Genomic DNA, 13017 nt, shown 5'->3' with positions numbered 1-13017 from the left:
AGGGGAACCTGTCTTTTTCCTTGTAAATAAACATAGAAGTGAGAGGATATTTCATGGATATCACACAACAATTACAAAATATGCGGAAACAAGCAGAGACTTGGATCGCCCCGTTAAATGCGGAGACAGATCAAATTGCCGAAGAGAATCAGGCGAAGGTTCTGCAGGCTTTTAAAGAAAATAAAGTAGCTGATTTTCATTTTCAACTGTCTACAGGCTATGGCTATGATGATGAAGGTCGGGATAATTTAGAACGGGTTTATGCATCTGTTTTCAAGGCGGAAAAAGCGATTGTTCGCCCGCAACTCATCTCAGGTACACACGCCATATCAACCGTTCTTTTCGGCTTGCTTCGCCCGGGAGATGAGCTGCTCTACATGACGGGGGCGCCATATGATACATTGGAAGAAATTGTTGGGATTCGGGGAACTGGCCATGGATCGCTACGTGAATTCCAAATAGGTTATCAAGCTGTACCACTTTGTGAAAATGGAGCCGTTGATTTTGAACAAGTAAAGCAAGCACTAAACGAGCATACGAAGGTCGTTGGTATTCAACGTTCAAAAGGCTATGCAAGTCGAGATTCATTTACCATTCAGCAAATAGAAGAAATGATCCGCTTTGTAAAGAATATTCGGCCAGATGTAACGGTATTTGTGGATAACTGTTACGGGGAATTTGTTGAACGCAAAGAACCGATTGAAATAGGGGCGGACATCATTGCTGGTTCGCTGATTAAAAATCCAGGTGGTGGATTGGCTAAAATTGGCGGTTATATTGCTGGAAAGGCAGAGCTTGTAGAAAAATGCGGATATCGTTTGACTACACCGGGTATTGGTCTTGAAGCCGGTGCCAGCTTGTATAGTCTTCTTGAAATGTATCAAGGTTTCTTCTTGGCGCCACATGTGGTTGCTCAGGCCGTAAAGGGGGCAAGATTCACGGCAGCTATGTTGGAACAAATTGGTGTAAAAACCAATCCAAGCTGGCAAGCAGTGCGAACCGATTTGATCCAAAGTGTTTCGTTTGAAGATGAAGAGAAAATGGTTGCCTTTGCCCAGGCCATTCAAGCGGCTTCACCAGTAAATGCGCACGTACTGCCAATCGGTAACTATATGCCGGGCTATGAGGATGACGTCATTATGGCAGCAGGCACATTTATTCAGGGAGCGAGTTTGGAATTGACTGCAGATGGCCCAATCCGTCCGCCGTATGAGCTTTATGTCCAAGGCGGTTTAACATATGAACATGTGAAGATTGCCATCTCACAGGCGCTACAAGCTCTATTTGAAAAAGGATTGATTAAATCTTCCACTAACATAGAATTGCGAAAAAAATGAAAAAATTTTTTAGGCGGGTCAATGAGACTCGCTTTTTTGTTGCTAAAAGCATTGATATATAAGGGTTTTTATGTGATGTTAGATTATCTTACATAAATTTGACAAAAGAACTTACGTACATTATAATGCAACTATCATAAAAAAATGATGAGGGGGAAATGCCGTGAGTGAAAAAGAAATTCGTCGATCGATGCCTCTTTTCCCAATTGGCCCCGTTATGAAGTTAACAGATTTGACAGCAAGACAAATTCGTTACTATGAAGATCAAGGTTTAATCCATCCTGCACGTAATCAAGGTAATCATCGTTTGTACTCATTGCAGGACATCGATACATTGCTTGAAATCAAAGACTATTTAAATGATGGTCTGAATATTGCGGGAATTAAGAAAATGTATCAGATGCAAGAAAAAGAACAAAAGGTTCCATTAACAGATGATGATGTGCGCAAGATTCTCCGTAGTGAAATGGAACAAGCGGGCAGGTTTGTGAAAAGAGACCACACCGCAAAAGGACAGTTGCCGCGGCTATAATCAAGGTATTTACTTTTTGAAGTTGATATAATCATTATTTAGGAGGAGTTAAGATGGCAAATTATACAAAAGAAGATATTTTTCGCTTCGCAGATGAACAAAATGTGAAATTTATCCGGTTGCAATTCACGGATATTTTGGGGATCATCAAGAATGTTGAAATCCCAATCAGTCAATTGAAGAAAGCACTCGATAACAAAATTATGTTTGACGGTTCTTCGATTGAAGGTTTTGTTCGGATTGAAGAGTCTGATATGTACCTATTCCCGGATCTGGACACTTGGGTAGTTTTCCCTTGGACAGCAGAAAAAGGCAAGGTAGCACGGATGATTTGTGATATTTATAATCCTGATATGACGCCATTTTTAGGGGATCCTCGTGCCAATTTAAAACGTGTGCTTCAAGAAATGGAAGAGCTTGGCTTTACGGATTTTAACTTGGGACCAGAACCTGAATTCTTCCTCTTCAAACTGGATGAAAATCGTAAACCGACGTTAGAATTGAATGATTCTGGTGGTTATTTTGACCTCGCACCAACAGACCTAGGCGAAAACTGTCGTCGTGATATCGTGCTTGAGCTGGAAGAAATGGGCTTTGAAATAGAAGCAAGTCACCATGAAGTTGCTCCCGGACAGCATGAAATTGATTTCAAGTATGAAGATGCGATTACAGCTTGTGATAATATCCAAACATTCAAACTGGTTGTGAAGACGATTGCCCGGAAACATGGTCTACACGCAACGTTCATGCCGAAACCGCTATTTGGTGTAAATGGTTCAGGAATGCACTTTAATATGTCCCTATTTACAGAAGAAGGAAATGCTTTCTTTGATGAAAAAGGGGAACAGCAATTAAGTGATACGGCATATAAATTCCTTGCTGGGATGCTGAAACATGCACGAGCTTATACAGCGGTTACCAATCCGACGATCAACTCCTATAAACGTTTGGTTCCTGGATATGAAGCGCCATGTTACATTGCTTGGAGCGGTAAAAATCGGAGCCCACTTGTACGTGTTCCAAGTTCTCGCGGGCTTAGCACACGACTTGAGCTTCGTAGTGTAGATCCATCAGCGAATCCTTATCTGGCAATGGCTGTTCTGCTAAAAGCCGGCCTTGACGGAATCAAAAATGAATTGACACCTCCAGCCCCAGTTGACCGCAATATTTATGGTATGGATGAACAGGAGCGCCATGAACATGGTATTTATGATCTGCCGGAAAGCCTTGGTCATGCACTTGTCGAGCTTGAAAAAGATGATGTGATTCGTGATGGCCTAGGAGAGCATATTTTCGAGCATTTCTTGGAAGCGAAAGCGATTGAATGTGATATGTTCAGAACAGCGGTCCATCCGTGGGAACGCGATCAATATTTGGAAATCTATTAAAAAAAGAAAGCCCTTGAACGATTAGTGTTCAAGGGCTTTTTTTAGAGGAGGATGTGTTTATCTTATACAAAACATGTTGGCATAAAGGAGAATCTGACGAAATTTTTGGATGATCAAAAACTTGTTGAAATTGCATATTTAGTCGTTTCATTAATCGAATGGAGGGTTCGTTAATTCTTGCGGTAAAGCTAAAAACCTCTTGTATCTCAGTAGATTCTCGCGCGAATTCAATGATGGCAGCTCCTGCTTCAGTCGCGTAGCCTTGATGCCAATACGGAGCGTCGAAGCGCCAGGCGATTTCGATGCAGGGGGTAAATGTGCTCTCAAAGGAAGCTTGATGCAGACCGATAAAGCCAATAAAATGACCGCTTTCCTGATGAATGACGGCTAAAAGGCCTATGGGAAGTATTTGATATTCCTCGATAATTGAAGATAAAAAAAGATTTGATTCCACTTCCGTTAGAGGTTTTGGAAAGTAACGCATGGTTTCAGGGTTTTGATTCAATCGGGCGAAGGATTTTTTGTCTTGATAAACAAAAGGGCGTAATAAAAGTCGTTCTGTTGTTAGCATTTGTTGGAGCTCCTTTCTAATAGGACATAAAAAAACCGAATGTTTGACGCATTCGGTTTTTTGTCGTGAGTTAAAAATTAATGAATATCTCGGAATAGGCCAATCACTTTTCCAAGAACAGAAACATTGTTCAAGATGATCGGTTCCATCGAATCATTCTCAGGCTGTAACCGGAAATGATCGCTTTCCTTGTAGAAACGCTTGCATGTAGCCTCATTGTCATCCGTCATTGCAACAACAATCTCACCATTGTTTGCATTGCTTTGTTTACGAACAATGACCTTATCACCATCTAAGATGCCGGCATTGATCATACTTTCTCCATCAATTTCCAGCATGAAAATATCTTTTTCGCCAGCAGCGAGATACTCAGGAAGTGGAAAATAGTCATCAATGTTTTCAATTGCTTCAATAGGCAGGCCAGCCGTTACTTTTCCGATAATCGGCACTGATACAACACTTGGGGTAGGCGGTTCATTTTCAAGTCCTAAAATTTCAATTGCACGCGGTTTCGTCGGGTCTCTTCGAATGAGTCCTTTTCCTTCAAGGCGTGCAAGATGTCCATGAACAGTGGAACTAGAAGCAAGTCCGACTGCTTCTCCAATTTCGCGAACAGAAGGCGGATATCCTTTTGCTTTCACTTCTGATTTAATAAATTCATAAATATCTTGTTGCCGCTTCGACAATTTCATGGTTTCACCCCGTCAAAAATAATCATACTTCTTTAATAAATTCAGTATATCAAATAGTAAATAAAAATGCAAACAAGAGTTCGTTTTTTTGTTGACATAAACGAACGAGTGTTCTATAATGAATAAAAAGCGAACATACATTCTTTTGGAGGGATAAAGATGTCTTTAAAAGCGATTTGGGATAAACATTATGCAACGGTGATTGTATTAGTTGGTTGTGTAGCAATGGGAATTATTTTGATGTTATTTTTAGCAGGGACAGATACGGATAATTACTCAAAGATTGATGTCAGTGAAGGGGACTCAGTTTGGGCGCTTGCAGCAGACTACTCAGATGAAAGCCATATGAATCAGGAGGAATTTGTCCAATGGGTGGAGAAAGAGAATCATTTAGCTGACGGACAAATAAAAGCAGGAGATTCTTTGATTATTCCTGTTAAAGAAAAACAAGTGAACAAACAGACGGATTTGCAGTTGGCCGATCAATAAACAATATGCTTTATTTTCTTTCTTGAATTAGGTAAACTATTTCAAGAAGGGATGATGTAAATGTTAAAAGATTTTAAAACGTTTATTGCAAAAGGGAACGCGTTGAGCATGGCCATTGGGATTATTATCGGGGGTGCATTTACGACAATCGTGAATTCGCTGGTGGATGATATTATTATGCCGCCGCTTGGGATGCTAATTGGGAATGTTGATTTCAGTAATCTCTTTTTAAGTCTGGATGGGAAGTCTTATAGTACATTAAAAGCAGCACAAGATGCAGGGGCACCAACCATTAATTATGGTCTTTTTATCAATAACATCATTAGCTTTTTGATTATTGCTTTTGCTATATTTTTAATTGTTAAACTTGTCAGTCGATACGTCCTTAATTTGGAACAAAAAGCAGCTCCAACTAAAACATGTCCGTATTGTCAATCTTCAGTCCCAGAAAAAGCAACGAAATGTCCTCACTGTACATCAGATTTACCAGCTGAAGAGGTCATCAGTCAAAGTTAATGGTATAATTAGAAAGTATCGAGATAGATACTTTCTTCTTTTATAAAGAAATCTAGACAAAGGGTGAACGATGATGCTGGAAAAAGAAAAAATTGATCGAATTAATGAATTATCAAGAAAGAAAAAAGCGGGGACTTTGAGTGCTGATGAAAAGATCGAACAAGAAAAACTTCGTAAAGAATATTTGAAGTCATTTCGCTCCCATATGAAAAATACGATTGAACGGACAACAATTTTGGATCCGAATGGACGAGATGTAACACCGGATAAAATTAAACGTGCCCGCAAAAAGCATCAGTAAGCGAAGGTAATAGTAGTTTCTATAACCAAACGCGCAAAAATGAACAAACGCGCAAAAATAATGATCATTTTTGCGTTTTTTGTTGTATATTTTGATCAGAAGGCTTAAGATAAGGGTAGTAATAATCATAATAAAGAGAGGATGTTTCATTTGTTTGATAACACAGATCAGTTAGCAATTAATTCGATTCGGACACTATCGATGGATGCAATCCAAAAAGCAAATTCCGGTCATCCAGGTTTGCCGATGGGGGCTGCTCCAATGGCTTATACCTTGTGGTCGAAGGTTTTAAATACCAATCCAGCGCATTCTAATTGGTTCAATCGTGATCGTTTTGTTCTATCAGCGGGACATGGATCAATGCTTCTATATAGTTTGCTTCATTTAAGTGGTTTTGATTTAAGTATGGAGGAATTGAAAAATTTCAGACAATGGGATAGCAAAACGCCTGGCCACCCAGAATATCGTCATACTGATGGAGTAGATGCAACAACAGGGCCTCTTGGGCAAGGGATTGCGATGGCTGTTGGGATGGCAATGGCTGAACGTCATTTAGAAGGCATGTACAATAAAGAGGACTTTAACATTGTGGACCATTATACATATGCTCTATGTGGCGATGGTGATTTGATGGAAGGTGTTGCTTCTGAAGCAGCTTCCCTGGCTGGACATCAACAATTGGGGCGTTTGATCCTTTTATATGATTCCAATGATATTTCTCTAGATGGTGATTTAGACAAATCTTTCTCTGAAGATGTCAAAGCGCGATTTGAAAGTTACGGATGGGAACATCTATTAGTGAAAGATGGAAATGATACGGCAGAAATTTTGGCAGCAATCGAAAAAGCAAAACAAAATACCTCACAACCAACAATGATTGAAGTAAAAACTGTTATTGGTTTTGGTGCGCCAAACGCTGGCACTAGCAAAGTTCATGGTGCTCCGCTTGGTGATGAAGGAATCAAGGCGGCAAAAGCTGCATACGGTTGGGAATATGAGGAGCCGTTCTTTGTCCCTCAAGAAGTTTATGATCGCTTTAAAGAAACGATTCAAACTCGTGGAGCTAAAAAAGAGGCTCTTTGGAATGAACTCTTTGAGGAATACCAAGCGAAGTATCCAGAACTGGCTAAGCAGTTAACGGATAGTTTGGCGGATGAGCTGCCGAATGGTTGGGCGGACGAGTTGCCAGTTTATGGCGATGATCAAGCGTTAGCGAGTCGAGCGTCTAGCGGTGAGACAATCAATGCACTGGCTGCTAAATTGCCTCAATTATTCGGTGGTTCGGCAGATTTAGCTGGTTCAAATAATACGAATATCAAAACAGATGGCGAATTTACGAAAGAAACGCCAGCAGAGCGCAATATTTGGTTTGGTGTGCGCGAATTTGCTATGGGTGCAGCGCTTAACGGTATGGCTCTTCATGGTGGATTAAAAGTTTATGGCGGAACGTTCTTTGTTTTCTCTGATTACTTGCGGGCGGCGATTCGACTTTCGGCGATTCAGCATTTGCCTGTCACATATGTCTTAACTCACGATAGTATCGCGGTAGGGGAAGATGGTCCGACGCATGAACCAGTTGAACAGTTGGCTTCTCTGCGTGCAATGCCAGGTTTGTCAGTTATTCGACCAGCAGATGGGAATGAAGTAACGGCTGCTTGGAAATTGGCGATTGCATCTACTGATACACCACATGCACTGGTATTGACACGTCAAGGATTACCGACATTACCGAAATCTGCTGAACTTGCTGAACAAGGTGTGGCAAAAGGCGCCTATGTGGTATCGCCTTCTGAAAAATCAACGCCAGATGTCATTCTTCTTGCTAGCGGTTCAGAAGTGAATTTGGCCGTTCAAGCGCAAACGGAATTGAAAAAAGCGGGGACAGATGCTTCCGTTGTAAGTGTTCCTTCGTTTGATTTATTTGAAAAACAATCGGCTGCTTATAAAGAAAGTGTATTGCCAAATGCTGTTAGAAAACGGGTGGCAATCGAAATGGCCGCTTCATTTGGTTGGGATCGCTATGTAGGACTTGATGGCAAAATTATTGGAATCGATCGTTTTGGTGCTTCGGCGCCGGGTGAGACGATTATCAAGAACTATGGTTTCACTGTAGAAAATGTCGTTGAAACAGTTCAATCCCTTTAAAATTTTCGAGCGGAGGTGTCTTCACTTCCGCTTTTTCTTTTGGCTAAAATTAAAAAATAATGCTATAATGAAACGGTTGTCATTTGAAAAACAAGGACTTAAAAGGGAAATGAAAAAAGTTATTGTTTGTTCAACTTAAATCAAGTACAATAAAAGAGGTATATTCGTTCAAGGAGGAGAAAGTTAATATGTGGATTTACATTCTTGTCGGTCTGATTTGCTTAGTTGCTGGGCTGGCTGCTGGTTTTTTCATTGCGAGACGCTACATGATGAGTTATCTGAAAAATAATCCGCCAATCAACGAGCAAATGTTGCAAATGATGATGGCGCAAATGGGCATGAAGCCTTCTCAGAAAAAAATCAATCAAATGATGAGCGCAATGGGTAAACAACAAGAAAAAGAAATAAAAAACAAAAAGAAAAAATAAGATTGTGCTTCACTAGGCAGTCTAAAAAGTTGTTCAAAGAAATTCAGGAAACCTGTAGTTAGTGGCTTCCATTCATAAATAACGTCTTTTCAGTTGTGGTAAAACCAGCTGAAAAGGCGTTTTTATATGGACTGCTTAAATGTCGGAAAAATAACAAATTAAAAAATTTTAATTAATTTCTAATTATCAGTTGTAATAATTTTCCTTATCAGGTAAAATGATATCGTTGCATAAAACGAGAAAAGGAGGTAATGAATGATGAAAACAGCCATTGTACGAAGCGAAAAAGATAATCAAATAACATTATTGCTTTCTGTCCATGTATTTGCATCTTCATGTATCTCCAGGAATAAAGGTGTTGGCATTTTTTAACGGAGCTCCCTTTTAGTTCAAGGTTTTGTATGCAATCGAATGGTGACAAATAGACGTGTTAGCAATAATGGACCAGTTATGGGACCATTATTTTTTGTTGCCTAAATTTAAAAAAGGGAGGGGATTTCGGATTGAAAATTTTTAGATCACTTGGTTGGTTTTTTAAAGAACAGAAAATCTATTATTTATTTGGTGTATCGATTTTGTTTTTGATTGCCTTACTGCAACTTATTCCGCCGCTTTATATCGGGAAAGTTGTGGATGCGATTTCTAGTGATACACTCACGAAAACGAAGCTGATTGAGTGGATGCTGCTTTTAGTCGGAGTAGCGATTGTCACATACTTGGGACGCTATGTGTGGCGGATGATGATTTTTGGTTCGGATAATAAACTGCAACGAAAACTTAGACTGCGGTTATTTGAACATTTTACCAAGATGTCGCCATTTTTCTTTCAGCGCTACCGGACTGGGGACCTGATGGCGCATGCGACAAATGATATTACGGCGATTCAGCAGGTGGCAGGGATTGGGATTTTGACTCTGGCGGATTCCTTTTTGACAGGGGGAACGGTGATTGCCATGATGGCGATCAGTATCGACTGGCGCTTGACATTGATTGCTCTGCTACCAATGCCGCTGATGGTTATCGGAAGTTCGGTGCTGGGGAAAATGCTACATGACCGCTTTCATGAGGCACAGGCTGCATTTTCCAGATTAAATGATAAGGTACAGGAAAGCATTGCCGGGATCAAGGTGACACGAACTTTTGGTCAGGAGAAAGAAGATATTGCGGACTTTTCTGATCAGACGGTGGATGTGGTAGATCGAAATATGAAAGTGGCTAAAATTGATGCACTTTATGATCCGATGATTTCTATCGTGGTCGGAATGTCGTTTGTAATTACGCTGGGTGTGGGCGCTAAGTTTATGGTGGATGGCTCACTTTCCATTGGGCAGCTCGTTTCATTTGTCAATTATTTATTTTTATTGATATGGCCGATGCTGGCATTTGGTTTTCTGTATAACATTCTTCAAAGAGGAAGCGCTTCGTATGACAGGGTGGATCGGTTGTTACAAGAAAAGGAAGACATTGTCGATCAGCCTGATGCTAAAACGGTCATTTCAAGCAGTGATTTACAATTTGACCTGAAAAGCTTTACCTATCCAGATGAAACAGAGCCTGTACTCCAAAATATTGCCTTTTCGATTCGTGCAGGTGAGACGCTGGGCATTGTTGGACGGACGGGTTCAGGAAAAACAACGCTGCTCAAACTACTTTTACGGGAGTATGATTCGTATCAAGGCGATATTTATCTTGGCGAGGAACCGCTTACGGCTTATCAGACGAAAGTGTTGCGTAGAGCCATTGGTTATGTACCGCAAGACCAATTTTTATTCTCGACAACTGTGGCGGATAATATTCGCTTTGGCTATCCAGATGCAAGTAATCAGCAAGTGGAAGAGGTTGCAAAGCTGGTTTCAGTTCATGATGATATTGTAGAGTTCAAAGATGGCTACCGCACGATTGTGGGTGAACGTGGCGTTTCACTTTCTGGCGGTCAGAAGCAGCGGCTGGCGATTGCGCGTGCACTGATTTTAGATCCTGAATTATTGATTTTGGATGATGCCTTGTCGGCGGTAGATGCCAAAACAGAAGAAAAAATTCTGGCTAACTTGCGGCAAGAACGTACGGCTAAAACAACGATTATCAGTGCGCATCGCTTAAGCTCCGTGGAACATGCTGATTTGATCATTGTGGTGGAAGATGGGCAGATTAAAGAGAGAGGCACACATGCGGAACTCTTGGAAAAAGACGGCTGGTATGCAGAGATCTACCGGGAGCAGCAGCTGGAGGAAGCGCTTGAAAAAGGAGGTGGGGCAAATGAATGAAGCACAAACGAATCAGGAACTGGAAACGATGACAGGTCGTGAGCATCGGGCGGTTTTGCTGCGCTTGATGCGTTACACGAAGTATCATATTCCGCTTTTGTGCGTGACGATGGTGCTCGTGCTACTTGTTACACTGGCGGATGTGTATGCCCCGCTGATTATTCGGAAATTCCTGGATGATTATTTGACACCCATGAATATCGATATTCAGGCCTTTGTCATTTTAGGCTGTGGCTATTTTGGCTTAGTGCTGGGGAAAGCGATCGTTTGGTATTTTCAGCTGGTCTTTTTCCAGAAAATCGCGCTGAATATTGTCAAACAAATTCGTATTGATATTTTTAGTAAGTTGCATAGTCTGGGCATGCGTTATTTTGATCAGACACCGGCGGGCAGCTTGGTATCCCGCGTGACCAATGATACGGAAGCCATTAAAGATATGTTTATCAATGTGCTTTCCACGGCAATCCAGAGTTTATTTATGCTGGTGGGAATCTATGCTTCGATGTTTGTGCTGAATACACAGCTTGCTTTTTACAGTTTGATTCTCTTTCCGCTGATTGTCTTGATCATTATTGTTTATCGAAAGTATAGTTCGAAATTTTATCGGGCGCGCCGGGAAAAACTGAGTCAACTGAATGCCAAAATCAGCGAATCGATTTCAGGAATGGCCATCATCCAGCAATTCAATCAGGAAAAACGTCTGACGGCCGAGTTTGAAGCGATTAACAAGGACTATTATGATGTTGGCATGAAGAACATTAAGTTTAATGCACTGCTTCTGGGACCGGCGATCGATTTTATTTATGCGATTGCAGTGGTGATTATCTTGAGCTTCTTTGGGGCAGAATCTTTGATCGGGCCAGTTGCAATTGGGACGGTTTATGCGTTTATCAGTTATTTCGACCGCTTTTTAGAGGCGATTTACAATGTGATGGAACGGCTGGCCATGTATCAAGAGGCCATTACAGCTGCTTCACGGGTATTTCGGATTATGGATGAAACGGAAGAAGTGCCCGCTCAAGTGCCAGCAGAAGGAGCAAAAATTGAAAAAGGGCAAATCGAGTTTCAACATGTGTCATTTGCTTATGATGGTGAACATGATGTGCTGAAAGACATCAGCTTTACGGCTCTTCCTGGGCAAACGGTGGCTCTTGTCGGGCATACCGGCAGTGGCAAAAGCTCTGTTATCAATCTGATGATGCGTTTTTATGAATTTGAACGAGGGGATATTCTGATAGATGGCCGTTCGATCAAGCAATATCCGGTTCAAGAGTTGCGACAAAAGATGGGGCTGGTTTTACAAGACAGCTTTATGTTTTATGGCGACATTGCCAGTAATATCCGGCTTTACGATCAGTCGATTTCCGATCGGGCGGTTCAAGATGCAGCTGAATTTGTCCAGGCGGATCGCTTCATTCAAACGCTGGACGACACGTATCATCATAAGGTCATTGAGCGCGGCGCCTCATTTTCAAGTGGGCAGCGACAGCTCATTTCATTTGCCAGAACGGTAGTAACCAATCCGCAGATTCTCGTGTTGGATGAAGCTACTGCTAGTATTGATACGGAAACAGAGTCGCTCATTCAAACGGGGCTTGCGAGAATGCGGGAAGGACGGACAACCATTGCGATTGCGCATCGACTTTCGACAATTAAGGATGCCGATTTGATCCTCGTTCTAAGTAAGGGCAAGATCGTCGAGCGAGGCACACATGAAGAATTAGTGCGGCAAAATGGCATTTATCAGTCCATGTATCAATTACAAAACAGCGGGATGGATATGGCTTAACTGGCAGGCATTTTAATTTGTTTTTCCCTTCTTTAGGGCTATAATGCAAATAGCTAATCATAAGGGGGAATTACATATGTCACTCATTCTTTCATTTATTGTTACGCTGGTTTTTGGCTCAATGATTATTTTGATTCGAATGAAGTCATCCAAACGACCGGCGTCGATCAAGGGGATCATTTTGCCGCCAGTCATGATGTCAACGGGGGCATTGATGTTTGTCGTCCCATATTTTCGCGTTTCAGGTTTTGATATTTTAGAAGCTGTTGTAATGGGGCTTGTTTTTTCACTCATCTTGATTTGGACAACAAAATTTGAAATTAGACATCAATTTGTTTTTATTAAAAGGACCAAAGCTTTTCCGGTTATTTTGATGGGGCTGCTTTTGATTCGCTTGTTTGTCAAGTATTGGATTAGCGGAAGCGTTGAAGTGGGTGAGCTTTCAGGCATGTTTTGGATTATGGCCTTTGCAATGATTGTTCCCTGGCGAATCGCGATGTATTTTCAATATAAAAATGTAGCACAAAAGCTGGCGGGAAACGGGGAAGTTGCTTAAGAGGCAAAT

Annotated in this window: 13 protein-coding genes; 11 read left to right on the top strand and 2 right to left on the bottom strand. The window is 41.3% G+C overall.

What is annotated here, in order from left to right; all coding sequences use genetic code 11:
* Positions 1–53 precede the first annotated feature (53 nt).
* From CS921_RS02050 to glnA, 3 genes are all read left to right on the top strand, one after another.
* Entirely contained in the window at positions 54–1337 is a 1284-nt protein-coding gene (locus CS921_RS02050) for a methionine gamma-lyase family protein (RefSeq protein WP_099221370.1), read from the top strand.
* 163 nt (positions 1338–1500) lie between these two features.
* Positions 1501–1869, top strand: coding sequence for a MerR family transcriptional regulator (locus CS921_RS02045; RefSeq protein WP_099221369.1), 369 nt, complete (start codon positions 1501–1503; stop codon positions 1867–1869).
* Between the two features lie 53 nt (positions 1870–1922).
* Positions 1923–3257 carry a type I glutamate--ammonia ligase gene (gene glnA, locus CS921_RS02040; protein WP_099221368.1) on the top strand — a complete coding sequence of 445 codons (1335 nt, stop codon included), beginning with the start codon at positions 1923–1925 and terminating at the stop codon, positions 3255–3257.
* Positions 3258–3285: 28 nt separating this feature from the next.
* Here the strand turns inward: glnA and CS921_RS02035 are convergent, their stop codons facing one another.
* Both CS921_RS02035 and lexA read right to left on the bottom strand, forming a co-directional pair.
* Complete coding sequence (locus CS921_RS02035; RefSeq protein WP_099221367.1) at positions 3286–3828, bottom strand: GNAT family N-acetyltransferase; 543 nt, start codon at positions 3826–3828, stop codon at positions 3286–3288.
* Between the two features lie 77 nt (positions 3829–3905).
* Entirely contained in the window at positions 3906–4520 is a 615-nt protein-coding gene (gene lexA, locus CS921_RS02030) for a transcriptional repressor LexA (RefSeq protein ID WP_099221366.1), read from the bottom strand.
* A 159-nt stretch (positions 4521–4679) separates the two neighbouring features.
* Between lexA and yneA the strand changes: the two genes are divergently transcribed.
* The 8 genes from yneA to CS921_RS01990 all read left to right on the top strand — a co-directional run bounded on the left by yneA (position 4680) and on the right by CS921_RS01990 (position 13008).
* Positions 4680–5009 (top strand): cell division suppressor protein YneA, encoded by a 330-nt coding sequence (gene yneA, locus CS921_RS02025; RefSeq protein WP_099221365.1) that lies wholly within the window; start codon positions 4680–4682, stop codon positions 5007–5009.
* Positions 5010–5069: 60 nt separating this feature from the next.
* Entirely contained in the window at positions 5070–5525 is a 456-nt protein-coding gene (mscL, locus tag CS921_RS02020; RefSeq protein ID WP_099221364.1) for a large conductance mechanosensitive channel protein MscL, read from the top strand.
* A 73-nt stretch (positions 5526–5598) separates the two neighbouring features.
* Positions 5599–5826 carry a DUF896 domain-containing protein gene (locus CS921_RS02015; protein WP_099221363.1) on the top strand — a complete coding sequence of 76 codons (228 nt, stop codon included), beginning with the start codon at positions 5599–5601 and terminating at the stop codon, positions 5824–5826.
* Between the two features lie 150 nt (positions 5827–5976).
* Positions 5977–7971 (top strand): transketolase, encoded by a 1995-nt coding sequence (tkt, locus tag CS921_RS02010; RefSeq protein WP_099221362.1) that lies wholly within the window; start codon positions 5977–5979, stop codon positions 7969–7971.
* A gap of 188 nt (positions 7972–8159) precedes the next feature.
* Positions 8160–8399 carry a YneF family protein gene (locus CS921_RS02005; protein ID WP_099221361.1) on the top strand — a complete coding sequence of 80 codons (240 nt, stop codon included), beginning with the start codon at positions 8160–8162 and terminating at the stop codon, positions 8397–8399.
* Between the two features lie 503 nt (positions 8400–8902).
* Positions 8903–10663 (top strand): ABC transporter ATP-binding protein, encoded by a 1761-nt coding sequence (locus CS921_RS02000; RefSeq protein WP_099221360.1) that lies wholly within the window; start codon positions 8903–8905, stop codon positions 10661–10663.
* Positions 10656–12452: an ABC transporter ATP-binding protein gene (locus tag CS921_RS01995; protein WP_099221359.1), complete on the top strand. Its 1797-nt coding sequence runs from the start codon at positions 10656–10658 to the stop codon at positions 12450–12452. The genes CS921_RS02000 and CS921_RS01995 overlap by 8 nt, the downstream gene beginning before the upstream one ends.
* Positions 12453–12528: 76 nt before the next feature.
* Positions 12529–13008, top strand: a complete 480-nt coding sequence (locus tag CS921_RS01990; protein ID WP_099221358.1) for a CcdC family protein — start codon at positions 12529–12531, stop codon at positions 13006–13008.
* Positions 13009–13017: the final 9 nt, after the last annotated feature.

It is taken from the genome of Listeria costaricensis (assembly GCF_900183385.1).
GTDB classification, from domain to species: Bacteria; Bacillota; Bacilli; order Lactobacillales; family Listeriaceae; genus Listeria; species Listeria costaricensis.
The sequence above is the reverse complement of the archived record's forward strand: the minus strand, read 5'-3'. Positions and strand labels throughout refer to the sequence as shown.